Consider the following 24074-nt stretch of genomic DNA (forward strand, 5'->3'; position numbering starts at 1 on the left):
CTCATCCCTGGGCTACGTCCCACCCCGTTCCTACGCAGCATCATCAAGTAACTGTCCGTGAAACCCGGGCAAGACCACTTCGCACCAGGTGGCGGGGATCTCGCAGCCCTGAGCGCGGCAGTGGGTGTCGCGGAGGGCGAGGGCGCGGCGTTGGGCGGGTGAGAAGAGGCGGGCGGTGAAGCCGAGGTCGAGGGGATGGGAATCGGTGCCGAGGACGGCCGGGATGAGGTCGGCGGTGCAGGCCAGGCGGCGGATCTGGCCAGGGCTGAGGGCCTCTCCGGTCGGCAGGGTGCCGTGGCCGAGGCCCTGGGTGAGGGTGGCGAGGTCGAGGGTGATGACCAGGCTGGTGGCGGTGCCGCCGTGCAGGGGCAGCCGGGTCGGGTCGAGGCCCTCGAGGAGCGCGCAGAACGCCTGCCCGAGGCGGACGGGATAGGGCAGGTCCTGCCCGGTGGCGTCGGTGGCCCGGTGAGGCCCGTCCGGTGCGCGGTGGTGCTGCTTGCGGGGGTTGGTGAAGGCCTCCAGGGTGGTGAGCAGGCGGGTCGCGACGGCGTCGGGGACCCGGGCCTTGATCAGGGTGGTGCCGTCACCGAGGCGCTGGCTGCTCAGGCTGGTGACGCGGCGGGCGTGGCGGTCCTGGTGGGCGAGGCGGTCGGCCTCGGCCGCTTCGGCGACGTGGGGAAGCAGGACCTCCAGGATCCGCTCGCCGAGCCGGGCCAGCTCGCGGGGACCGAACTCGGCCGCCCGGGCCAGGAGGTGGGCCTCGGCCTGGTTCAGCAGGTCGGTGACCTGGGCCGGCGTCATCGGTGGGGTGACGGTGTCGTCTCCGGTGAGGTCGTGCAGGCTGCGGGCGAGGTCGTCGAGGGCTCGGGCGATCACCTGGGCCTGCTCCACGTTGACCAGGCCGGCGCTCAGGGCCGCACCCACCCGCTGCCAGCGGGTGTCGCAGGCGTGGGCGAGGCGCTGCTCGCGGCGTGCCGTGCCCCGGTGGCCCCGGGTGTGGGCACTCAGCCAGGAGGCGACGTCGCGGTGTCCTTCGGCATCGGCGACGTCGCCGGCGCCCGCGATCAGGCGCAGCCGGAGCGCGGCCAGGCGCGAGGCCACGCGGTCGAGGGCCAGCAGCGCCTCCCGCTTGGCAGCGAGCTCCATGAAGACCGGGTCGAGGTGGACCACCTCGTCGAGGGCGGCGCCCAGGCGCTCGGCGCAGACCAGCACCGGGTGGCTACCGGTCTGGAGCGGTGGGGTGTCCACGAGGGCCTCCGGGCAGGAATCGACGAGTGATTCCCCGGACAGCAACGGTGACCGGTCGGCTCACGGTCGGATCGCGCATCATCGTGGGGTCGTGCAGGGCCGGAGACCCTCTCCGCTCCGGCCAACGCCAGCGACCTGACGTATTACCTTCATCGTACGCATGTTCGAATAGACGCACAAGACTTTCCCTGGTCCTGTGGAGTACTTACAGTGCCTCCCGTGATGACGATGCTGCCGTTGATGATCATGACCGCCTGGCTCGCGGTGACGCTCTTCATCGTGGGGATCCTGGTCTTCGCCTTCCGGCGGCGTCCTCAGCGCCAGGGCTGGGCGGCGCCGGCGGGACCGGCGTTCTCCGCGCCTCCCGGTGCCGGGCACCCGATGTCGCCGGTGGGGGTGTGGAACGGGGTGGTCCTGGGCAGCCGGGGCATGGGCCTGCGCGGCCGGACGTTCGGGACCTTCCGCCTCGAGGCGGGCGTGCTCTCCTTCACCCCCGACGCCGCGACGGTGCCGGCCTGGTCCGTCCCGTGCCACCAGCTGGCAACGCGGCGTCGCGGCTTCTTCGAGCTCGACGGCGCCGACGTACGGCTGGTCGGACCGATGGGGGACCTGCGCTGCAACGTCAGCACCGAGCACATCAACCGGATGAGCCGCAACACCGTCAAGGACCTGCGTGAGCGGGCGTACGCCGAGGAGTTCGTACGGGTGCTGCACGGTCACGGGGCGGGCGTCGCGCCCTGACCGGGTGGGGGAATCGACCGCGCTGCGTTATCGTTGCCACCAGTACAACTCAAGAGGGGCTGATCGGTTTCGACTTGGGACGTTAGTTCCAGGGGAAGCGGGTCGAGAAGCCAGCGTCATCTCGTAAACGATCGCTGGAAAACACAGTTGCCGACTCTAATCGCAACGACTTCGCTCTCGCTGCCTGAGCAGTGATCGAAGGGTCTGACCGGGCATCCGTCCTCGTCCCGGACCCAGGCCTCATCTAGAGGACTAGCTGCTCATCTCCTGTCAGGAGGGGTGAGCGGGACTTTTTCCTGACTGAGCCTGTCGACGACGTGTCCGTGCGAGCGTCGGGGCCGAGAAAAGCGACAACACGGACTGCACCCGGAGAAGACCTGGATCGACGCTCGAGGACCGGGGTTCGATTCCCCGCAGCTCCACCAGGGGGTCTTCGCAGAATTACGCGGAGATCTTCGCAGAATTGCCGGTCCCGGCGAGTCACACCGCTGGGAGCCAGCCCTCTTGAACGAGAGCCGCTCCGACACCCGTCGGGGCGGCTCTGGTGCGCTGTCTGCAGGCGTCGGCGCAGCCGCCTAGAGTGCGGCTGTGATCACCGGAGAACTCAAGAGCAGGATCGACCGCATCTGGAACGACTTCTGGTCCGGCGGCATCAGCAACCCGCTGGAGGTGATCGAGCAGATCACCTACCTGCTGTTCCTTCGGCGTCTCGACGACCTGCAGACGCTCGCGGAGAAGAAGGCCCGGGTCACCGGAGGAGTCATCGAGGACGCGAAGTTCCTACCCGGCCAGGACCACCTGCGGTGGAGTCGCTTCAAGAACGCCGATCCCGACATCATGTACAAGACCGTCGCCACCGAGGTGTTTCCGTTCCTGCAGCAGTACGGCGCACAGGTCGGCGGCGACGGCTCGACCTACTCCGACCACATGAAAGATGCCCGGTTCACCATCCCGACCCCGGCACTGTTGTCGAAGGTCGTGGACGCGCTCGATCACATCCCGATGGACGACCGGGACACCAACGGCGACCTGTACGAGTACATGCTGAGCAAGATCGCGAGCGCCGGTACGAACGGTCAGTTCCGGACCCCTCGGCACATCATCGAGCTGATGGTGGCGATGACCGCCCCGGGGCCGGCCGACGAGATCTGCGATCCGGCATGTGGCACGGCAGGGTTCCTGGTCGCTGCGTCGGAGTACGTGCGCCGCGAGCATCCCGGCACCCTGACCGACGCGGGCCAGCGACACCACTTTCACCACTCGATGTTCCACGGCTACGACTTCGACAACGTCATGCTGCGGATCGGCTCGATGAACATGCTCCTGCATGGCATCGAGTCGCCTGACATCCGCTATCGCGATTCTCTCTCCGAGGGCGCCTCTGAGGACGCCGAGAAGTACACGCTGGTCCTCGCGAACCCGCCCTTCGCAGGCTCACTGGACTACGAGTCCACGGCCAAGGATCTCCAGCGCGTTGCGAAGACGAAGAAGACGGAGTTGCTTTTCCTGGCCCTCTTTCTGCGGTTGCTCAAGCCTGGCGGCCGTGCCGCTGTCATTGTCCCGGATGGCGTGCTTTTCGACTCATCGAACGCCCACAAGGAACTGCGCCGCACCCTCGTCGAGGACCAGAAGCTCGATGCCGTCGTCAAACTGCCGTCTGGGGTGTTCCGTCCCTACGCCGGAGTGTCCACGGCCATCCTGTTCTTTACCAAGACCAACTCCGGTGGCACGGAGGACGTGTGGTTCTACGACGTCCAGGCCGACGGGTTTTCCCTCGACGACCGGCGAAACCCGATCGACGTCAACGATCTCCCCGACGTGCTCGACCGTTGGACGCGCTTGGACGCCGAGAGCGACAGGAGTCGCACCGACCAGTCGTTCCTCGTCCCCAAGGGCGAGATTCTGGCTCAGGGCTACGACCTGTCCCTCTACCGATACAAGGAAGTCGTTGAAGACGAAATCGAGCACCGCCCGCCACTGCAGATCATCGCGGACATCGAGGCGCTCAACAGAGAGATCGAAACGGGCCTGGCTGACCTGAAAGCAATGTTGTCGTGAGTCACTCAAGCGTCCCGTTCTTGAGCGCGATTGAGGATGTCTCAGCAGGGAATCGGAAGGTTCCGCAATCAGAGTTCCTGCCGGTCGGCGAACTGGCTGTCGTTGACCAAGGGAAGTCGCTGATAGCGGGCTACACCAACGACTTGGCCGCTGCGGTTCGGACACCCGGACCACTGATCGTCTTCGGAGATCACACGCGGGCCTTGAAGTACGTGGACTTCCCGTTCGTCATGGGTGCCGACGGTGTCAAGGTGCTTCGGCCTCGCGACGGCTTTGACCCGAAGTTCGTCTACCACTACCTCCGGTCAAGGAACATCCCGAGTGCTGGATATTCGCGCCACTATAAATTCCTCAAGGAGGTCAGTGTGCCCAAGCCTGACCTCGCCGAGCAGCGCCGCATCGCGGCGATCCTGGACCGCGCCGACGTCCTCCGCGCCAAGCGCCGCCAGGTTCTCGCCCACATTGACTCGCTGACCATGGCCATCTTCCGCGACATGTTTGGTTCATTGGACCGGACATCGACCAAACTGGGCGACCTTGTCGTTCCCTACAGTGGCTCAACTCCGTCAAAATCGAAGGCAAGCAACTGGCAGGGGCATCTTCCCTGGTTCTCGATGAAGGACTTGAAATCCCCCGATCTGTATGACTCACAGGATCACATCCACGAGTCAGTTCCAGTTCGATCTTCCCTCCGTCTACTGCCTGTCGACACGGTTGTGGTCGGAGTTCGCGGGATGATCCTCGCCCACACAGTTCCCATCTCAGTTCTGAGAGTTCCCGCCACGATCAACCAAGACTTGAAAGGGCTGCTCCCTAAGAGCGCGGTGAGCGTGGACTTCCTTGCTGCCGGTGTTCGGGCAGCTGAACAGTGGTTGCTCGCTCGAGTAGCCACTTCCGCTCACGGCACAAAGAAGTTGGACACTGACGTGCTTCTGAGTGCGCGGATTCCGATAGCGACGGGGGACGAGATCGCTGAGTTCGGGTCTCGAAGTGAGCACGTTGTAGCTCAGCGCGCGGTAATGGAGTCAGCTGTTGACGCTTCTGATCGCCTGTTTGCCGCGCTCCAGGCGCAGGCTTTCCGGGGAGAGCTGTGAGATGCCCGTCGAGATGAAGATGTGGCGCATCGACGGCGCCAACCCGAAGCCGCTCACGAGCGCCGTCCTGCCGGACGAGAAGACGTTGGAGGACTTCCTCGAGAAGGATCCCTCGATGCTGGGCGACCGCCTGCTGGTGATCGGTCGTCAGGTGCGCACGCCGTACAACAAGTACATCGACCTGCTCGCCATCGATACGGAGGGCAACCTCCATGTCCTCGAGCTCAAGAAGGACAAGACCCCGCGTGACGTGATCGCGCAGGTGCTCGACTATGGCTCGTGGGTGAGGACCCTCACCCACGATGACGTGATCGAGCAGGCCGAGGCGCACCTGGCCCAGCCGTTCGAGGCGGCCTTCGAGGCGGTCTTCGGACAAGCCCCACCGGATGAGATCAACGCTGAGCCCAGCCTCACCGTGGTGGCCACCAACCTCGACAACAGCTCAGAACGGATCGTCGACTACCTGCGGGACTTCGGCGTGCCGATCAACGCCGTCTTCTTCTCCTACCTCGAGGATGACGACCGCACGTACCTCGCGCGGTCCTGGCACGCATCCCAGGAGGAGACCGCCACCAAGACGCCCGGCAAGAAGTCGAAGCGTGCGGAGTGGAATGGTCGTGACTGGTACGTGAGCTTCGGCGAAGGTGACAGCCGTTCATGGGAGGACGGACTCCGTCTGGGGTTCATCTCGGCAGGTGGCGGTCCTTGGTACTCCCAAACGCTCCGAGGATTGCCTGCCGGCGCACGGGTCAACGTCTACCTGCCTGGCAAGGGGTATGTGGCTGTGGGGGAGACGCTCGCACCTGCTGCCCGGTTCGACGACGCAAAGATTCTGAGGGACGACACGTGGTCGCCTCTGGCGGCGCAGACGCTGAGCGCGCCGTACCGGCATGTGCCAGAAGGTGAACGGGAGACCGACGAGACGGCCGAGTGGGTGGTGCCGGTGCGTTGGATCGAGGCGCGGCCAGCCCGAGAGGCGTTCCGCAAGCCAGGCATGTTTGCCAGTCAGCACAGTGCCTGCAAGCTGCGACAGGAATACACGTTGGATCTCTTGGCCGAGGAATTCGGGTTGGCGGAGAACGACTGACCCTGCGGGAACGGGATAACGCCTTCCAACGCGCAGCGCCACCACTACGGTTCAAGAGTGAACGAGGACCTGACACGAGCGAGCGGTGATTCCGAACCCACCCGCGGCAAGAGTCCCCACGGGGACGACGTCCAGTATTTGTTCATGACCGTCAAGGCGCTGCGCGGCCGAGAAGGTGCCACTAGGACGAAGTGGCAGAACCAAGGCTGGGAGTTCGTCGACCAGACGCAGGGGACTCTGCGTACTGAGATGAACTTCCGCAAGGTGAAGCCGAAGGGCATCGGTGCCTACCTGTCACAGGGCTTCGCAGCCTTCCGCGGCCTCGAGCCGAAGACCCAGAAGACAGTCCTGACAGGGGTCGGCGGCGTCCTGGCCGTCCTGATCATCGGGGGAACCGTCGCCGCGGCGGTCGGCGGAGATGACGATGCACCCAAGGCCGACAAGCCGACGGCCGTCGAAACGGAGAAGCCTTCAGAGAGCCCCGAGCCCTCTGAAGAGTCGACTGCTGAGCCCGCCGACGAGCCCATCGAAGACTCCGAGGCTGTTGAGTCGTCGGAGACGCCTGAGGCTGAGCCCTACTCCTACCAGGGGCCGAAGTACGAAGTCGTCATCACCGACAAGGTCCCGGCGGCGGGCAACCTGAACCAGTACTGGGTGCTTACGAAGCCCTCCCTCGACTTCTCCAGCGACGGCTACCAGGAGCAGGTCAAGCTGATCTTCGCCGACATCGCGCACGAAGAGGGCACGGCTGACTTCCTCGCGGAAGTGGTGACCCACGAAGACATCGCCAAGGCAGAGGCTCTGTCCACGAGCCTGCAGTTCAACGCCGAACGCGGCGACGACTACACCATCAAGACCATCCCGAAGATGGAAGTGAAGGGTTGGGTCGCCAGCTATACGGGTGGATTCGACTACGACACCGGCAAGGCGAGCGACGACGCGTACGAGGTCATTTGGCGCCCCTACGCCACCAGCGAGATCGAGCGGTGGAAGGCGGAGCCTGGTGCTGCCGCCAAGTCGGACGAGCCGGAACAGCCCGACGCGTCGAGTAGCGAGACCCAGGCCGCCGAACCGAAGCCCAAGCCGAAGCCGAAGCCGGCCGCGCTTCAGGAGCGCACGGCAATCGACTTCCTGGCCAAGGCGTGGGAGGCGAGGTTCAGCTACGGAGGTGACGTCAACGACCTCATGGGCCTCCTGGACGTGGTGAAGAACAGCGATGGCTCCTACTACATCGAAGTGACGGCCGACGTGGAGAGCGCGTTCGGTGAGGAGTACGACGCCGTGGTCGTCGGCACGGTCGCAGGCACGGACGCTCGTCCGAGGATCGTCAGGTCGACGATCACCTCGCCGGGGGGCGGCACGATCGGCTACTACGAGTAAGACACCGGCAAACGCGTAGGAACTCGGACAGGATGGGCGCGTGACCTCCAACTTCGACTTCGTCAAGACGGGCATCCCCTCCGTCTACGACGACTGCGTGAAGGCGGAGTCATACCTGTCCAACGACCCCCGTTCGGCCTGCTTCTACGCACGGCGATCGGTCGAGGGACTGGTCGACTACCTCTACGACGTATGGGACCTGTCGCTGCCCTACGTCGACGACCTGGCCGCTCGCATCAACGACGCGGGATTCAAGCAGCGGGCAGGCGGCGGCATGGTCGCCAAGCTCAACCTGCTCCGCAAGCTGGGCAACACCGCCGTTCACCAGCACCAGCCGATCGCCCCCGGGGTGGCGCTCGACGCCCTTCGTCAGCTCTTCCACGTGATGGTGTGGGCAGGCTTCCACCACTCCACGGCACGAGACCAGGTGCCCACGCAGGCGCAGTTCAACCCAGCCCTCGCCCCCAAGCAGGCGCCGCTCAGCGTCGCCGAGCTCCAAGGGCTCGCGGCGAAGCTCAAGGCCCAGGACGAGGCGATCGCGAAGGCCCGCGCCGACAATGACGCGCTGGCGGAGCAGCACGAGGCCCAGATCGCCGAGCTCCAGGCGCAGATCAAGGCCGCCCAAGCCGCCAGCCACAAGCAGGCTGACGACCACGACTACACCGAGGCCGAAACCCGACGGCTGATCATCGACGTCCTGCTCGCCGAAGCAGGGTGGCCGCTCGACCAGGAGCGCGATCGCGAGTACCCAGTCACGGGAATGCCCAACAACCAGGGCAAGGGCTTCGTCGACTACGTGCTGTGGGGGGCCGACGGTCTACCCCTGGCGGTCGTCGAGGCCAAGCGCACCACAAAGAGTGCCCAGGTGGGGCAGCAGCAGGCCAAGCTGTACGCCGACTGCCTGGAACAGCAGTACGGGCGCCGGCCGGTGATCTTGTACAGCAACGGCTACTCGCACTGGATCTGGGACGACGCCGCCGGCTATCCGCCCCGAGAACTGCAGGGGTTCTACACCCGCGACGAGTTGGAGCTGCTGGTCCAACGTCGCCAGACACGGCTCCCGCTCGCCGGTGCCGCAGTGGACTCCTCGATCGTGGAGCGGTACTACCAGACCCGCGCCATCAAGGCCGTGGGTGCGGAGTTCGATGCCAAGCAGCGCGAGGCGCTTCTGGTGATGGCGACAGGATCGGGCAAGACCCGGACCGTCATCGCGCTCGCCGACCAGTTGATGAAGGCCAACTGGGTCAAGCGGGTGCTGTTCCTTGCCGACCGCACCGCCCTGGTCAACCAGGCAGTCAACGCCTTCAAGACCCACCTTCCCGGAGCCACCACCGTCAATCTGGTGACCGAGAAGGCCACCGATGGTCGCGTCTACGTGTCCACCTACCCGACGATGCTGAACCTCATCAACCACGTCGAGAACGGCAGTCGACGGTTCGGTCCGGGCTACTTCGATCTCATCGTGGTCGATGAGGCCCACCGGTCGATCTACCAGAAGTACAAGGCGATCTTCGATTGGTTCGACGCCCACCTCGTGGGCCTGACCGCCACCCCTAAGGAGGAGGTCGACCACAACACCTATCGCCTGTTCCATCTCGAGGACGGCGTCCCCACCGACGCCTACGACCTCGAGCAGGCCGTCAAGGACAACTACCTGGTCCCGCCGTTCGGCGTGTCGGTCGGCACGAAGTTCCTGCGTCAGGGCATCACCTATGCCGACCTGAGTGAGCAGGAGAAGGACGAGTGGGACGCCCTTGACTGGGGCGACGGCGGCCCGCCGGATGCCATCGAGTCCGAGGAGCTCAACCGGTTCCTGTTCAACGAGGACACCGTCGACAAGGTCCTCGCCACGTTGATGACTGAGGGGCACAAGGTCGCCGGGGGAGACCGGCTGGGCAAGACCATCGTGTTCGCGAAGAATCAGCGGCACGCCGAGTTCATCGAGCAGCGCTTCAACGTCGCCTACCCCGAGTACGGCGGCAAGTTTGCGCGCGTCATCACCCACGCCGCGCCGTACGCTCAAAGCCTCATCGACGACTTCTCCCAACCTGAGAAGGCGCCCCACATCGCGATCAGCGTCGACATGCTCGACACCGGTATTGACGTCCCCGAGGTGCTGAACCTCGTGTTCTTCAAGATGGTGCGGTCCAAGTCGAAGTTCTGGCAGATGATCGGCCGCGGCACCCGCCTGTGCCCCGACATCTTCGGGCCTGGAGCGGACAAACAGGACTTCTTCGTCTTCGACTTCTGCGGAAACCTGGAGTTCTTCAGCCAAGACCTACCCGGCAGTGAAGGGTCCCTGCAGAAATCTCTGAGCCAGCGGCTCTTCGAGTCTCGACTCGGCTTGGTGACCGCCCTGGACGCCGCCGGCGCGGAGCCCGAGCTGCGGGAGTCCGCCGTCGGTTGGCTGCACGAGATCGTGGCCGGGATGAACCTCGACAACTTCCTTGTCCGCGCCCATCGCCGCCAGGTCGAGACCTGGTCCGACCGCGACCGGTGGAACCAGCTGACCCAGGACGACGCCCAGGAGGTCTTCGATCACCTCTCGGGTCTGCCGTCCACCGTCCGCGACCCTGACGAGCAGGCCAAGCGGTTCGACCTGCTCGTGCTGCGCCGCCAGCTGGCGCAACTCGAGGGCGACGCGATCACTGCGGAACGGGTTCGCGAAACGGTGCAGGCAATCGCCGCGTCCCTGCTGCCGAAGAAGACCATTCCCTCGGTGGCCGAGCAGCTCCAGCTGCTGGAAGAGGTCGCTGGCGACGAGTGGTGGGTCGACGTCACGTTGCCCATGCTTGAGGTGATGCGGCTGCGTCTGCGGGGATTGGTCAGGTTCGTGGAGAAGACCGCACAGAACCCCGTGTACACCAACATCATCGACACCCTCGAGGATGCGACCCCCATCGAGCTGCCCCAGGTGACGAGCGGCATGAACTGGGAACGGTTCCGAGCCAAAGCCCAGGCCTACCTGCGAGAGCACGAGGATCACGTTGCTCTCCAGAGGCTGCGCCGCAACAGGCCGCTCACGGAGGACGACCTCGCCGCCCTGTCCGACATGCTCGTGGCCTCCGGAAACGACCAGCAGGTCAGCATCGATTGGGTGACCGAACGGGCGGGGGACCTCGGACCCTTCATCAGGTCCCTCGTCGGTCTCGACCGTGCCGCAGCCGCTCAAGCGTTCGCGGCCTACCTGGACGAGAGCCGGTTCAACGTCGTTCAGGTCCGCTTCGTGACCTTGATCGTCGACGAGCTCACCGCGAACGGTCTGATGGAGCCTGCGCGTCTCTACGAGTCGCCGTACATCGATCACGCGCCCACCGGTCCTGATTACCTCTTTCCTAATGGAGATGTCGACGTCATCATCGACATCCTTCGAGGGATCAAGGCGACGGCCTTGGGCCCCGGGGCGGCCTGACCGCTGCATCCGTCTCATGAGGCGGAAGGGCGAGCGCGCGCGATTCTGGTCGCCGCCGATGCACCGCAACGCGTGGACAGTCGCGTGTTCGGGTCGGCCCTCGGCAGTTGCCGGCGGGCCGATGAGTGGTCGTCATGGGCGCTCACGGTGCCGGTCTCGCGGCCCAGGGGGTGTGGAACCTTTCTCTCGCGGCTGAAGCGGCCTTGGTGGGCGGGACAGGGTCCCGCCCACCAAGTGGGTGTTATGCCGCTTCAGGGCTTTCGAGGTTGATGCCCTTCGCGGTGGCGAGCTCCCCGCAGATGGAGCAGCCGGTGACTAGGACGTGAGGTCCGTGGAGTCGTGCGGCGTCGTCGGCGACCCAGCGTGGCCAGGCCTCGGCGAAGGTGTCGGGGAATTCGTACTCGATGAGGTTCTCAAGCGCGAGCAGTCGGTCGAACGTCTCGTCGGCAGCGGCCATGTTGTGGCTGAGTCGCTCGATGGCGGTGATCGCTGTGTCGTACCGGCGCTCGAGGAGGCCCTCGAGTCGGTAGCGGCGCTGAAGCGTGGACAGTGCGGTGACACTGCCGAGCTGCTCGTGATCGTTTGTACTCATCTGCCCTCCAAGGGGCGTTGGCGTCGAACAAGTCCTGGGCTTGTCGTCCGCGGGTGCCGTGGCACCACTGCTACTGGTTGTGGCTGGGATCGAGGACGCAAGGGGTCGCAGGTAGCCAGCTTGGCTACGCGGCTTCAGGCAGGTCGTCGTCGGAGATGACCGAACGGGCCGAGTCGCCCAACATCTCCTACCTCGCCTTCACCGCCACCCCGAAGAACAAGACCCTCGAGCTGTTCGGCCGCAAGGGTCCCGACGGCAAGCCGCGCGAGTTCCACCCGTACTCGATGAAGCAGGCGATCGAGGAGGGCTACATCCTCGACGTCCTCAAGGGCTACCAGGCCTACGAGACCGCCCTCAAGATCGCCGGTAACGCCACCAGCGAGGGCGAAGTGGAAGAGAGTGCGGCGCGCAAGGGCCTGATGCGGTGGGTGCGGCTGCACCCGACCAACATCAGCCAGAAGGTGCGGATCATCGTCGAGCACTTCCACGCCAATGTCGCTCACTTGTTGGAGGGCAAGGCGAAGGCCATGGTCGTGACCGACTCCCGCAAGGCTGCGGTGAAGTACAAGAAGGCCATCGACGCCTACATCGCCAAACGGGCCGCCGAGGACGCCTCCTACAACTACCGGACCTTGGTCGCGTTCTCTGGTGCGGTGCGGTGCGGATGGACGAGGACGAGGTGTGGGCCGCCGACTGGGGACCGGCACCTGACAAGGACGACGAGTTCACCGAAGCCAACATGAACCCCGGTGCCGGCGCCGACCTGGCGGCCGCGTTCAAGGGCGAGACCTACAAGATCATGCTGGTCGCCAACAAGTTCCAGACCGGCTTCGACCAGCCCCTGCTGTCCGCGATGTACGTCGACAAGAAGCTCTCGGGTGTCACCGCGGTGCAGACGCTGTCGCGGCTCAACCGCACCCACCGCACCGCGACGGGGGAGCAGAAGCGCAAGACGTTCGTCATCGACTTCGTCAACAGGCCCGAGGACATCAAGGCAGCCTTCGAGCCCTACTTCAAGAATGCCACCCTCGAGACCGAGACCGACCCCTACGTCGTGGTGCACCTGGCGACGAAGCTCGCTCAGGCCGGTACCTACACCGAGGAGGACGTCCGCAAGGTCGCCGAGCTGTGGGTCACCCGCAAGGGCAACAACGCGCTCTCGGCCGCGATCAGCCCGGCCCAGCACGACTTCGCACGCCGTTACGCCCGGGCGCTGGAGGAGGACGACAAGGTCACTCTCAACGAGCTCGACCTGTTCCGCAAGGACGTCTCCACCTACGTGCGGCTCTACGACTTCATGAGCCAGATCGTCGACTGCGGCGACCCCTACCTGGAGATGCTGTCCATCTACCTACGGCTGCTGGAGCGGGTCATCGGGGAGTCCACCGTGTTCGCGGAGGTCGACCTCTCCGACGTCGTCCTGGTCGGGGTCAAGCACACCAAGAGCACCCAGGTCGACATCTCCCTCACCGGGGACGGACAGCTCAAGGGCACAGCGCTGCCGGGACTGGGACCAAGAAGGAACCGAAGTACGTCGCCCTCCAGGTCGTCATCGACAAGATGAACGACCTCTTCGGAGCCGAAGCCTTCACCGAGTCCCAGGTCCGAGAGTTCGTCAACGGCCTCGTCCAGCGGCTACTGGGCTACCCCGACCTCGTGAAGCAGACCCAGGTGAACTCCAAGAAGCAGTTCCTGGAGTCGCAGGACTTCCAGTCCGCGGTCACCGAGGCGGTCATCGATAACCAAGGTGCGCACAACACCATGGCCGACTACTTCTTCAGCGACGGGCCTGGCATCAACGGCGTCGTCGTCGCACTTGCGGATGCGTTTTACGAGGCTGCGATCGACGAGTCCGCCACCTCGTGACGCTTCGAACACTAGGGTCCTGGCCATGAGGGTCACAGCCAGGACGTTGCACGGTAAGGCGTTGTCGTCCATGCGAACGGCGATGACCGCGTTCAACAGCCCACACGATGACGGGCGGGCGACTGTCGTGCTCCTGCACCTTCAGCATTCCTTCGAGATGCTCCTCAAGGCAGCCCTGTACCAACGCGGAGCCAAGGTCTTCGACAAGAAGACCGGCCGCAGCATCAGCTTCGAGGCAGCGATCAACCACGCTCGTCAACTTGCTGGTCTGAAGGTGACGGAGGACGAGGCCGGCACCCTGCGGGCCGTCGACGCCCTGCGGGACGACGAGCAGCACTGGTTCAACGACGTCTCGGAAGGCTTGCTCTATCTCCATGCTCGCGCCGCCGTCACACTCTTCGATGAGCTCCTCTATCGCGCGTTCAAGCAACGGTTGGCCGACCACCTGCCCAACCGGGTACTTCCAGTCTCGACAGAAGCCCCCCAAGATCTGCTTACTCTCGTGGACAGTGAGTACGCCAACATCGCTGAGCTGCTCAAGCCGGGGCGCCGCGCACGCGGGGAGGCCAGGGCCAAGATCCGCACTCTTCTCGCACTCGAGGCTCACGTCGCTGAGGACACAAAGGTCAGCGATTCAGATGTGGACCGTGTAGAGAACGGCATCAAGGCCGGAAAGTCCCGGCAGCAGGTGTTCCCCAAGCTTGCCCCCCTCGGTGCTGACATCAGCGGCGAGGGCCTCACGGTCAAGGTCAAGATCGTCAAACACGCTGATGCGCTGCCGGTCAGGCTCGTGCGCGAGGGTGAAGGCGAAGACGAGACGGATGCCGCTGCAGTTCGCGAAGTGGATCTGCAGAAAAAATACCACTGGTCCGCGCGCGATCTCGCGGAGAAGTTGCGAATCTCCGCCCCAAGAGCGGCGGCGCTCCGCGACCATCTTGGGATCGACGACGATTCCCAGTGCGTACACGTCTTCGAGTTCGGTTCGCAGAAGCATCCGCGCTATTCGGACAACGCACTCACGCGCATGCGGGAAGCCGTCAGCTCTCAGGACATGGACTCGGTCTGGGAGTCCCACGGCGCCGGCCGCCGTACCAAGCCCCGTCCGCCCTGCACTCAGCCGCAGTGCGCCCGCACGCAGCGCCAGGAGGCGTCCTAGGGTCCGCAGGCGCTCGCCGCGCCCAGTGGGGCGCTCGAGCCCTTGGGGCGCGTGATGGAGGAGCGGGGGGCTCTTGAGACCGGGCTCGAACGGAGCGTGTGCAAACTTCTGATCTGGTGCGTGCAGCTGACGGCCCTTGGGCAAAGGTCGAACCAGAATCCCCGCGTGAAACGGCCTTTCGGGAAAGCCCTCACCAGGAGGGCCTTCTTGAAATCGCCTGAAATTGCCCCCTGAAATGGGATGGCGGTTGAGGGTCCCTCACAGCCTCTGACGACGAAGGGCCCTGACCACACGGTCAGGGCCCTTCGTCGTTGGTTCTGCCCCCCAGGCTGCGGTGCGTGTGGCGCTCGACGTGCTTGATCGCCCCTGCGCTCTCAGGAAGCACGTGCTGGTGCAGCGTGTCATCGGGCGGGTGATTGGGGATGGTCCACCGGTCAACGCGACTCGTCGCCGCATGCGGACGCGGTCGGGATAGCGCGTTGCCGGGCTACGGCGCGTCCGTCGTCTCGGTCACGTGGCGGTCTGGGTCGGCTTGGTGGCGCGGATGATCGCGCCGTGCATGCCGGGGACGGCCTCGTGGGTGAACTCGACCTCTGCGTCGGTGAACCCGGCGGCGGCGAGGCCGTCGAGGTACTCGCTGCGGGAGAGTGCGCCGGCGATGCAGCCGACGTAGGAGCCACGCTCGGCGCGATCCTGCGGCGTGAGGTGGTCCTCGGCGACGACGTCGGAGACTCCGATCCGTCCGCCCGGGGTGAGGACGCGGAACATCTCGGCGATGACCTTGGGCTTGTCGACGGAGAGGTTGATGACGCAGTTGGAGATGACCACGTCGATGGAGGCGTCGGGCAGTGGGACGTCCTCGATGGTGCCCTTGAGGAACTCGACGTTGGTCGCGCCGGCCTTGGCGGCGTTGGCGCGCGCTAGGTCGAGCATCTCATCGGTCATGTCGACGCCGTAGGCGAACCCGGTCTCGCCGACGCGGCGAGCGGAGAGGAGCACGTCGATGCCGCCGCCGGAGCCGAGGTCGAGGACCCGCTGGCCGGGACGCAGATCGGCGACCGCGGTCGGGTTGCCGCAGCCGAGGCTGGCCGCGACCGCTTCCGTGGGGAGCGCGTTCTGGTCGACGCTGGCGTAGAGCGCCGCGCCGAAGACGTCGTCGGCCGTCCCGGTGGTGCCCCCGCAGCAGGAAGAGGACGAGGAGGTGCCGCAGTCGTCGTCGACGATCTGCAGTGCGTCGTTGACCTCGGTGTTGCTGGCGCCGCCGACGACCGCGGTCGCGGCCCGGGCGTACCGGTTGCGGACCTCTTCGCGTACGTCGTCCGGGGTCGGCGCGGGGGTGTTCGTGGTCATGGGACGTGCTCCTTCAGTGACGCATCGACGGATGTCGATGTATCGAGGTTCTTCGATCTATCGACGGTTGTCAATACGTCTGGCACACTGGAACCCATGACCACCCGCACGGCCCTGCCGGTCCTGGACGCGAACGACGCTGCGACGGCGTGCTGCTCGCCGGTCACCGGCGGCGTGCTCGACATCGACGAGGCACAGCGGCTGGCGCGCCTGTTCAAGGCTCTCGGTGACCCCACCCGGGTGCGGCTTCTCTCTCTCATCGCCGTCCAGCCGGACCGCGAGGCCTGCATCTGCGACCTCACCGACCCGGTGGGCCTGTCGCAGCCGACGGTCTCTCATCACATGAAGCAGCTCGTCGACGCCGGACTTGTCATCCGCGAGCAGCGCGGACGGTGGGCGTTCTATCGCATCGTCGAGGAGACGCTCGCCGCACTCAGCGAGGCGCTCAAGCCCTGAGGGCACGGGACCAAGCTGTAGGCGCTTGACGGGACAGGGCGTGTGCGGAGGGTGTGCAAACTTCTGGTCCTGCGCGTGCAACGCGCAGCCCCCGTGGGCGGCAGGGCCCAGATTCCCGCCTGGAACTGCATTTCAGGGAAGCCCTCACCAACCAACCAGGGGGTCTTCGCAGAAATCAGCGGAGATCTTCGCAGGCTCACCGATCCCTTTGCGTCGGTGAGCGATGGCCCGGCGAAGGACTACCATCCAGCACGTGGGTGGTTCTCCGGAGGGATTCGAGTACGTCAGCCGCGCCGACGGCAGCGTGGTCATCACGCACCACGGCCGGGTGGCGGCGAAGCTGCGAGGCGGCCGCGCCGCGGAGTTCCTCGCCGAGGTCGAGGGCGATCCCCAGCTGGCCATGGCTCGGTGGACCGGGAACTACCGGCACGGCAACGAGCGGGTGGCTCGCCAGCACCCCCGCAACAGGCGCTGAACGGCCGCTCCTGGTGGGGCCCGGTCTCGGGACCCAGGGGGGCTGTTCGGCCGGGCCGAAGTGCCCGGTGCCGGGAGGCCCGAACCGCCCTACAGTGAGCAGCGAGAGGGCTCGGGCCCACGGGCAGCTGCTGCGCCGTACGGCGTCCGCGCCACGTTCGCGTGGAACCGGCGCAATGCCCGGAGGAGAGACCATGACAGCCGAACGGACCCCGCAGGAGACGCCCCGACGATCCGGGAGCCACGTGGGCGCGGGTGGCCCGCGTGGTGGGGACACGCCCGCCCTGGCGATCGACCCGAAGAGCTCCATGATCCGGGCGGTCGCCTGGGTCCTCGGTGTGCTCTTCCTCCAGTTCGCCTTCATCTACAGCTATGTCGGTGCCTTCCACGACCCGAAGCCGCACGAACTCAAGGTGCAGGTGGTCGCGCCGGAGGCGGCCCAGGCCCAGGGGCAGGAGCTCGTCGCCCAGCTCAACAAGCTCTCCGGCGACCCGCTCGACGCCACCCTGGCCGGCTCGGAGGACGAGGCCCGTGACGACGTCCGCAACGGGGACCAGGTGGCGGCGCTGGTGCTGCGCCCCGAGCAGAGCAGCGACCTGCTGCTCATCGCCTCGGGAGGCGGCGTCTCCGAGGAGGAGGCGGCCAGCGCGGTGCTCACCAAGGTCGTCGCCGAGCAGCAGCGGACGGTGGAGAAGGAGGACCTCGTCCCGCTGGAGAAGGGCGACGCCCGCGGGCTCACCGGCTTCTACCTCGTCGTCGGCTGGGCGGTCGGCGCCTACCTGTTCCCGACCGTGGTGGCCCTCGCGCGCGGTGACCGACCCCAGTCGGTCCGCATCGCGGCGCTCCGGCTGGCCGCGCTGGTCCCCTATGCACTGGCCTCGGGGTTCGGGGGCGCCACCATCGTCGGCCCGATGCTCGACGCCCAGAGCGGGCACTTCTGGCAGCTCGGCCTGCTCGGCTCCGCGGTCTCCTTCTCGATCGCCGCCCTGGCGATCGGGCTCGAGGCGCTGTTGGGGGTGATCGGGATCGGGGTGACGCTGCTGCTGATCGTGATCATCGGCAACCCCAGCGCGGGCGGGGCGTTCCAGGCCGGGGTGATGCCCACCTTCTGGCGGGTCGTCGGCGACTGGATCCCGACCGGGGCCGGTGTCGACGGGGTGCGCCAGATCGTCTACTTCGACTCCGACGACCTGGCCCGGCCGTTGCTGGTGCTGGCGGCCTACGCGCTGGCCGGCATCCTGCTCACGCTGCTCGTCTCCGGCCGGGGACGCCGCCCCGAGCTGTTGATGAGCGCCTGAGCCCCCGGCCGATCCCGCGGGCCCCCGGCGCTACTTCTTGCGGGTGCGGATCTTCGACGCCTTGACCAACTTGCCCCGGATCTTGAGGGTGGCGACCTGCTGGGTGCCCGTGAAGGGGTTGGCCACCCGCAGGGTGGCCTTGCCCTTCTTCACCTTCGAGGACCTCAGACCGGTGCTGTTGTCGGTCGAGACCCACCTCGAGACCTTCTTGGCGAGCACCTTGCGGGCCTTCTTCGCACCCTTCTTCTTCGCCTTCTTGGCCACCTGGGCCCGGATCTTCTTCACGGTCCGCTTGAAGCCGGCGTTGGCGACGGTGGTGGCGGTGACCTGGTCGTAGGTCTCTCCCGGGACGTAGCCGGCAGGGTCGACCGCGACGGCGTTGTTGGGGCCGTAGGTGTAGGTGTAGACCCTCTTGGCGGCGGGCTGACCGACGGGGACCGTCTCGGAGATCGCGACCCTGTCGAGGGTGCCGCGGCGCGCGCTGGGGTCGTCGACCCCCGGGGAGGTGACGGTGAGGTCGTACTCAGTGACCGTCACCAGCTGCTGGCCCTCGACGGTGTCGACGTCGGTGATGACGAACGCGTACTTCTCGGGCGTGGTCTCGGTGCGCGCGGTGATGGCCACGGTCCCTGAGATGTCAGGGTCGGCCGTGATCTCCGCTGCCTGCTTCTCGTAGAGCCGGATCGGGTGCGCGGACTCCACCAGCTCGCCGGCGACCCCCGGCGCAGGACGAGCGACCCCCGCGAACCCGGGCAGGACCCAGGCGCGGACGCCCTGCGCGACCGCCTCGCCCGCGGGACTCCCGGCGGTGTACGCCACCCCGCCCTGGTGGATGGTGCCGCCCTCGGCGACGAGGCTGCGGTCGCCGGAGAAGGCGAGCACCGGTCCCGGGGTCGCGACCCCCGCCGCGTCGATCGAGGTGGGGGTGGCGGAGGCCCCGGTGGCCGCGACGGGGACGAAGTAGGACGTGAAGGCGGGGAAGTTCGTCTCCAGGCCCCGCTTGCTCAGCTGGAAGACCTGGGGCGGGTCTGCGGCCACGCCGACGGGTGCGGCCTGCGCCGGGACAGCGGTGGCGGCGAGGCCCGCGGCGACCGCGAGGCTGGTCAGGGTGGCGGTCAGCTTCTTCAACTTCGTGCTCCGAGTCGGCTCGAGTGGCGACGGCGGGCTCCCCGGCCCCCGCCCGCCCGTGTCTACCACAGCGGCACGACGCGCAGCCGGTCGCAGAGATCGGTCCGCGGACTGGAGCACCGGAAGGCGGGGCGAGGACGGGGGAGGCCCCGACCCCGGCGGCGATCCAGGGGGTCGTTCTGCCCGCGGCGACCGGGGATCCAGCCTGGAGCCCGGTAGCCTCCGAGCGTGGACGCGGTCTCAGCGGTGGACGGATTCCAACGGCGGCACGGCGTCGTCGGCTTCCCGCTCGCCGTCGTCTACAAGTACTTCGACGACCAGGGCCCCTACCTCGCGTCCGCGCTGACCTACTACGCCTTCGTCGCGATCTTCCCGCTGATGCTGCTGGGCTCCTCGATCCTGGGCCTGGTGCTCCAGGGGCACCCCCAGTGGCAGGAGGCGATCCTCGACTCCGCACTGGCCCAGTTCCCGATCATCGGCGACGAGCTCGGCCGTCCGGAGGGGCTGCAGGGCTCCGTCTCGGGTGTCGCCGTCGGCGGGCTCGCCGCCCTCTACGGCTGCCAGGGCCTGGGGCAGGCGCTGCAGAACACCCAGCACGTCGCCTGGTCGGTGCCGCGCAACAGCCGCCCCAACCCGGTCTACGCCCGGGTCAAGACGCTGGTGCTGCTGGTCACCGCCGGGCTCTCGCTGGCCACCGTGTCGGTCCTCTCCACGGTCGTCAGCACCACCGACCTCTTCGGCGACGCGGTGGCGGGGGGCATCAAGCCGTTCCTCCCGGTCGTCTCCGTGGCGGTGGTCGGCACCTTCCTGACCCTGCTCTTCCGTTTCGCGGCGACCGGCCACCACTCCTTCAGGCGCTCCGCCCCAGGCGGGTTCTCGCTGGCCGTCATGTGGCAGGGGCTCCAGTTCCTGGGAGCCAGGTACGTCGAGCACGTGCTGGTCGACGCGAGCTCGATGACGAAGACCTTCGGGCTCGTCCTCGGGCTGATGGGCTTCTTGTGGCTCGGCGCGGTGATGGCCGTGCTGGCGATGGAGATCAACGTCGTGCTGGCCCGCCGGCTCTGGCCGCGGGCGCTGCTGACCCCCTTCACCGACAACGTCGAGCTCACCGAGGCCGACCGTCGGGCGTATGCCGGCTACGCCCGGATGCAGCGCCACAAGGGGTTCGAGAAGGTCGCCGTGTCCTGGGAGGAGAAGCCCTCCGAGTGATCCGGCCGGATTCGCCGGCCAGGCCGCGCAATCTTGACTCGTTCCAGAAAACGTTGCATGCTGACGACCATGACCACGGACTTCTCCTCCGTGCTGCGCGGCGCGTCCCTACGCGTCACCCGACCGCGGGTGGCGGCCCTGGCCGCCGTCCACGCGGAGCCCCACCTCGACACCGACGCCGTGATCGAGCGGGTCCGCTCCGACCTCGGAGCGGTCTCGCACCAGGCGGTCTACGACGTGCTTCGCGCCCTCACCGAGGCCGGGCTCGTCCGCAAGATCCAGCCCGCCGGGGCCACGGCACGCTACGAGGCCCGAATCGGCGACAACCACCACCACGTGGTCTGTCGCTCGTGCGGCGCCATCGCCGACGTCGACTGCGCCGTCGGCCACGCGCCGTGCCTCACCGCCTCCGACGACCATGGCTTCACGGTCGACGAGGCGGAGGTCGTCTACTGGGGCACCTGCCCCGACTGCGCGACCGTCTCCACCCCGCAATGACCGCACCGACCCGTACCGACCCGCACCACCCGCACGAACTCGCCACGAGAGCCCGGGGCATCACCAGCCCCGGGCACATCCAGCCGGAAGGAAACACATGACCGACGACCAGGACAAGAGCACGCCGCAGAGCCCCCAGGGGGTCGACCGCAAGGCCGAGGGTGGCTGCCCGGTCATGCACGACTCCGCGGCCGCGCACGGCAGCGAGAGCGAGAACCCGGGGATCCACTCGCCCGAGCCCAAGACGGGCGGGCGCCCCCGCACCAACAAGGACTGGTGGCCCAACCAGCTCGACCTCTCGGTCCTGCACACCAACTCCGAGAACATCAACCCGCTGGACCCGGACTTCAGCTACGAGAAGAAGTTCGCGGAGCTCGACCTCGAGGCGCTCAAGCGCGACATCGTCGAGGTCATGCACACCTCCCAGGACTGGTGGCCCGCCGACTTCGGTCACTACGGCGGCCTCTTCATCCGGATGAGCTGGCACTCGGCCGGCACCTACCGGGTGCACGACGGCCGCGGCGGTGGCGGCGACGGCGGTCAGCGCTTCGCCCCCCTCAACAGCTGGCCCGACAACGTCAACCTCGACAAGGCCCGCCGCCTGCTGTGGCCGGTGAAGAAGAAGTACGGCCAGAAGATCTCGTGGGCCGACCTCATCGTCCTGGCCGGCAACGTGGCCCTGGAGGACATGGGCTTCGAGACCTTCGGCTTCGGCTTCGGCCGTCAGGACATCTGGGAGCCCGAGGAGATCTTCTGGGGTCCCGAGGACGCCTGGCTGGGCGACGAGCGCTACGCGGATGACCGCGAGCTCGACGACGCCCTCGCGGCGGTCCAGATGGGCCTGATCTACGTCAACCCCGAGGGCCCCAACGGCAACCCCGACCCGATCGCCTCGGCCAAGGACATCCGCGTCACGTTCGCCCGGATGGGGATGAACGACGAGGAGACCGTCGCCCTGATCGCCGGTGGCCACACCTTCGGCAAGACCCACGGCGCCGGTGACGCCGAGCTGGTCGGCCCGGAGCCCGAGGCCGCACCGCTCGAGGAGCAGGGCCTGGGCTGGAAGAGCGCCTACGGCTCCGGCAAGGGCGGCGACACCATCACCTCGGGCCTGGAGGTCACCTGGACCTACCACCCGACCCGGTGGGACAACGAGTTCTTCCACATCCTCTACGCCTACGACTGGGAGCTCTTCGAGTCGCCGGCCGGTGCCAAGCAGTGGCGGCCCAAGAACGGCGCCGGCAACGACCTGGTGCCCGGCGCCCACGAGGGTGACCCCCGCCGTGAGCCCCGGATGCTCACCTCCGACCTCGCGCTGCGCTTCGACCCCGAGTACGACAAGATCTCGCGCCGCTTCAAGGAGGACCCGGAGGCGTTCCGTCTCGCCTTCGCCAAGGCCTGGTACAAGCTGCTCCACCGCGACATGGGTCCGGTCTCCCGCTACCTGGGCCCGTGGGTCCCGGAGCCGCAGATCTGGCAGGACCCGGTGCCGGCCGTCGAGGGCGAGCTGATCGGCGACGCCGACGTGGCGACGCTCAAGGCCAAGGTCCTCGACTCGGGCCTCTCGGTCTCCGAGCTGATCTCCACCGCCTGGGCCTCGGCGTCGACCTACCGGCGTACCGACCACCGGGGCGGCGCCAACGGCGCCCGCATCCGGCTGGAGCCGCAGCGCAGCTGGGAGGTCAACCAGCCCGAGCGGATCGCTCCGGTGCTCGAGCGCCTGGAGGGCATCCAGCGCGAGTTCAACGAGGCCGGCGGCGCCCAGGTCTCGCTGGCCGACCTGATCGTGCTCGCCGGCACGGCAGCGGTGGAGAAGGCGGCGAAGGACGCCGGTGTCGAGGTGACGGTGCCGTTCCACCCGGGACGCACCGACGCCACGCAGGAGCAGACCGACGTCGACTCCTTCAAGTGGCTCGAGCCCCGGGCCGACGGCTTCCGCAACTACGTCCGCCCGGGCGTCAAGCTGCAGCCGGAGACCCTGCTGGTCGACAAGGCCTACAACCTGAGCCTGAGCGCTCCGGAGATGACCGTGCTCGTCGGCGGCCTCCGCGCCCTGGGCAACAACTACGGCGGCACGGCGCACGGCGTGCTCACCGAGCAGCCGGGCGTCCTGACCAACGACTTCTTCGTCAACCTCCTCGCTCCGGGCACGGAGTGGAAGGCGTCGGAGAACGAGGAGGGCGTCTTCGAGATCCGCGACGCCGCCACCGGCGAGGTCAAGTGGACCGCCACCGCGGTCGACCTGATCTTCGGCTCCAACTCGCAGCTGCGGGCGATGGCCGAGGTCTACGCCAGCGACGACGCGCGGGAGAAGTTCGTCCAGGACTTCGCCGCCGCGTGGACCAAGGTGATGGACGCGGACCGCTTCGACCTTCGCTGAGGCGTCTGAACGACGAGCCCGGCCCCCGCCGTCGCGGGGGCCGGGCTCGCTGTCATCTCGGGGGCCGGCTCACGTCGCGGCCGGCAGCACCATCGTGTCCATCTGGAGGGGTGAGCCCTCGCGCAGCGGCGTGAGATCACCGGTGACCTGGAAGCCCTGGGACTCGTAGACCGCCCGGGCCGCCCGGTTGCCCTGCGTGACGTGGAGACGGACCTCCAGGGAGCGCTGGTGGCACCACGCCACCAGCTCGCCGACGATCCGGCGGCTCAGGCCCCGGCCGCGGCCCTGCGGGGCCGTCCAGATGCCCCACAGCCACGCCGTCCGCGACTGCGGATAGGCCAGTGCGCCGCCCATGGCCACCGGGCGCCCCCGATCGAGGATGAGCAGCGTCGGGCCCGCGCCGGCCGCGAGGTCGCGCCAGACCGACTCCGGGAACTGCTCCGACTCCTCCAGGCTCGCCTGGAACGAGTCCGGGGAGTCGGCCAGCGCCTGCAGCCGGATCTCGCGCAGCAGGGGCCAGTCGTCCGCGGTGAGCAGCCGCGAGGTCAGGGTCGCGGGGTCGGCAGGGAGCACGTCGAGGAGCATCGGGCCATCGTTCGTGCCGCACCGCCGGTGTGCAAGGGCCGCGAGGTGCGACGAGCGACACA

21 protein-coding genes and 1 other RNA gene are annotated in these 24074 nt (G+C 67.2%); 17 read left to right on the forward strand and 5 right to left on the reverse strand.

Annotated features, from left to right (window positions below; translation table 11 throughout):
- Positions 1–30: 30 nt before the first annotated feature.
- Positions 31–1248 carry a DUF222 domain-containing protein gene (locus AC4BG9_RS03120; RefSeq protein WP_490569623.1) on the reverse strand — a complete coding sequence of 406 codons (1218 nt, stop codon included), beginning with the start codon at positions 1246–1248 and terminating at the stop codon, positions 31–33.
- Positions 1249–1467: 219 nt separating this feature from the next.
- Between AC4BG9_RS03120 and AC4BG9_RS03125 the strand changes: the two genes are divergently transcribed.
- The 7 genes from AC4BG9_RS03125 (at position 1468) to AC4BG9_RS03155 (ending at position 11020) form a co-directional block, all read left to right on the forward strand.
- Complete coding sequence (locus AC4BG9_RS03125; RefSeq protein ID WP_490569624.1) at positions 1468–1989, forward strand: hypothetical protein; 522 nt, start codon at positions 1468–1470, stop codon at positions 1987–1989.
- Positions 1990–2044: 55 nt separating this feature from the next.
- Positions 2045–2414, forward strand: a transfer-messenger RNA (tmRNA) gene (gene ssrA, locus AC4BG9_RS03130).
- Between the two features lie 163 nt (positions 2415–2577).
- Positions 2578–4047: a class I SAM-dependent DNA methyltransferase gene (locus tag AC4BG9_RS03135; protein WP_490569625.1), complete on the forward strand. Its 1470-nt coding sequence runs from the start codon at positions 2578–2580 to the stop codon at positions 4045–4047.
- A gap of 20 nt (positions 4048–4067) precedes the next feature.
- Positions 4068–5141: a restriction endonuclease subunit S gene (locus AC4BG9_RS03140; RefSeq protein ID WP_490569626.1), complete on the forward strand. Its 1074-nt coding sequence runs from the start codon at positions 4068–4070 to the stop codon at positions 5139–5141.
- A 1-nt stretch (position 5142) separates the two neighbouring features.
- A complete protein-coding gene (locus AC4BG9_RS03145) occupies positions 5143–6228 on the forward strand; it encodes a DUF8606 domain-containing protein (protein ID WP_490569627.1) in 1086 nt (361 codons plus the stop codon).
- A 57-nt stretch (positions 6229–6285) separates the two neighbouring features.
- The gene (locus AC4BG9_RS03150) at positions 6286–7608 is read left to right on the forward strand and encodes a YPYG domain-containing protein (RefSeq protein ID WP_490569628.1); all 1323 of its coding nucleotides are present in this window, start codon (positions 6286–6288) and stop codon (positions 7606–7608) included.
- 40 nt (positions 7609–7648) lie between these two features.
- On the forward strand, positions 7649–11020 hold the full coding sequence (locus tag AC4BG9_RS03155) for a DEAD/DEAH box helicase family protein (RefSeq protein ID WP_490569629.1): 3372 nt from the start codon (positions 7649–7651) through the stop codon (positions 11018–11020).
- 241 nt (positions 11021–11261) lie between these two features.
- On the opposite strand, the gene AC4BG9_RS03160 is transcribed toward AC4BG9_RS03155, so the two are convergent.
- Positions 11262–11612: a hypothetical protein gene (locus AC4BG9_RS03160; RefSeq protein ID WP_490569630.1), complete on the reverse strand. Its 351-nt coding sequence runs from the start codon at positions 11610–11612 to the stop codon at positions 11262–11264.
- 155 nt (positions 11613–11767) lie between these two features.
- Here AC4BG9_RS03160 and AC4BG9_RS03165 point away from each other — a divergent pair, with 155 nt between their 5' ends.
- Genes AC4BG9_RS03165 through AC4BG9_RS03180 form a run of 4 tightly spaced genes read left to right on the forward strand, consistent with a single transcriptional unit; the run spans position 11768 to position 14634 of the window.
- Positions 11768–12355 carry a hypothetical protein gene (locus AC4BG9_RS03165; protein WP_490569631.1) on the forward strand — a complete coding sequence of 196 codons (588 nt, stop codon included), beginning with the start codon at positions 11768–11770 and terminating at the stop codon, positions 12353–12355.
- Positions 12277–13176, forward strand: coding sequence for a type I restriction enzyme subunit R domain-containing protein (locus tag AC4BG9_RS03170; protein ID WP_490569632.1), 900 nt, complete (start codon positions 12277–12279; stop codon positions 13174–13176). Before AC4BG9_RS03165 ends, AC4BG9_RS03170 begins: the two co-directional genes overlap by 79 nt.
- Positions 13173–13478, forward strand: coding sequence for a hypothetical protein (locus AC4BG9_RS03175; RefSeq protein WP_490569633.1), 306 nt, complete (start codon positions 13173–13175; stop codon positions 13476–13478). Before AC4BG9_RS03170 ends, AC4BG9_RS03175 begins: the two co-directional genes overlap by 4 nt.
- Positions 13479–13503: 25 nt before the next feature.
- Complete coding sequence (locus AC4BG9_RS03180; RefSeq protein ID WP_490569634.1) at positions 13504–14634, forward strand: DUF3644 domain-containing protein; 1131 nt, start codon at positions 13504–13506, stop codon at positions 14632–14634.
- 510 nt (positions 14635–15144) lie between these two features.
- On the opposite strand, the gene arsM is transcribed toward AC4BG9_RS03180, so the two are convergent.
- Positions 15145–15984, reverse strand: coding sequence for an arsenite methyltransferase (gene arsM, locus AC4BG9_RS03185; protein WP_490569635.1), 840 nt, complete (start codon positions 15982–15984; stop codon positions 15145–15147).
- Between the two features lie 96 nt (positions 15985–16080).
- On the opposite strand from arsM, the gene AC4BG9_RS03190 reads away from it, so the two are divergent.
- The 3 genes from AC4BG9_RS03190 (at position 16081) to AC4BG9_RS03200 (ending at position 18212) form a co-directional block, all read left to right on the forward strand.
- Positions 16081–16440, forward strand: a complete 360-nt coding sequence (locus AC4BG9_RS03190; protein WP_490569636.1) for an ArsR/SmtB family transcription factor — start codon at positions 16081–16083, stop codon at positions 16438–16440.
- A gap of 253 nt (positions 16441–16693) precedes the next feature.
- Positions 16694–16915 (forward strand): hypothetical protein, encoded by a 222-nt coding sequence (locus tag AC4BG9_RS03195; protein WP_490569637.1) that lies wholly within the window; start codon positions 16694–16696, stop codon positions 16913–16915.
- A 193-nt stretch (positions 16916–17108) separates the two neighbouring features.
- Positions 17109–18212 carry an ABC transporter permease gene (locus AC4BG9_RS03200; protein WP_490569638.1) on the forward strand — a complete coding sequence of 368 codons (1104 nt, stop codon included), beginning with the start codon at positions 17109–17111 and terminating at the stop codon, positions 18210–18212.
- A gap of 30 nt (positions 18213–18242) precedes the next feature.
- Here the strand turns inward: AC4BG9_RS03200 and AC4BG9_RS03205 are convergent, their stop codons facing one another.
- Entirely contained in the window at positions 18243–19340 is a 1098-nt protein-coding gene (locus AC4BG9_RS03205; protein WP_490569639.1) for a hypothetical protein, read from the reverse strand.
- Between the two features lie 228 nt (positions 19341–19568).
- On the opposite strand from AC4BG9_RS03205, the gene AC4BG9_RS03210 reads away from it, so the two are divergent.
- From AC4BG9_RS03210 to katG, 3 genes are all read left to right on the forward strand, one after another.
- Positions 19569–20549 carry a YihY/virulence factor BrkB family protein gene (locus AC4BG9_RS03210; RefSeq protein ID WP_490569640.1) on the forward strand — a complete coding sequence of 327 codons (981 nt, stop codon included), beginning with the start codon at positions 19569–19571 and terminating at the stop codon, positions 20547–20549.
- 69 nt (positions 20550–20618) lie between these two features.
- Entirely contained in the window at positions 20619–21047 is a 429-nt protein-coding gene (locus AC4BG9_RS03215; protein ID WP_490569641.1) for a Fur family transcriptional regulator, read from the forward strand.
- Between the two features lie 97 nt (positions 21048–21144).
- Entirely contained in the window at positions 21145–23427 is a 2283-nt protein-coding gene (gene katG / locus AC4BG9_RS03220) for a catalase/peroxidase HPI (RefSeq protein WP_490569642.1), read from the forward strand.
- A gap of 69 nt (positions 23428–23496) precedes the next feature.
- Here the strand turns inward: katG and AC4BG9_RS03225 are convergent, their stop codons facing one another.
- Positions 23497–24012 carry a GNAT family N-acetyltransferase gene (locus AC4BG9_RS03225; RefSeq protein ID WP_490569643.1) on the reverse strand — a complete coding sequence of 172 codons (516 nt, stop codon included), beginning with the start codon at positions 24010–24012 and terminating at the stop codon, positions 23497–23499.
- Positions 24013–24074: the final 62 nt, after the last annotated feature.

The sequence above is a fragment of the Nocardioides sp. Z40_12 genome, from assembly GCF_058215795.1.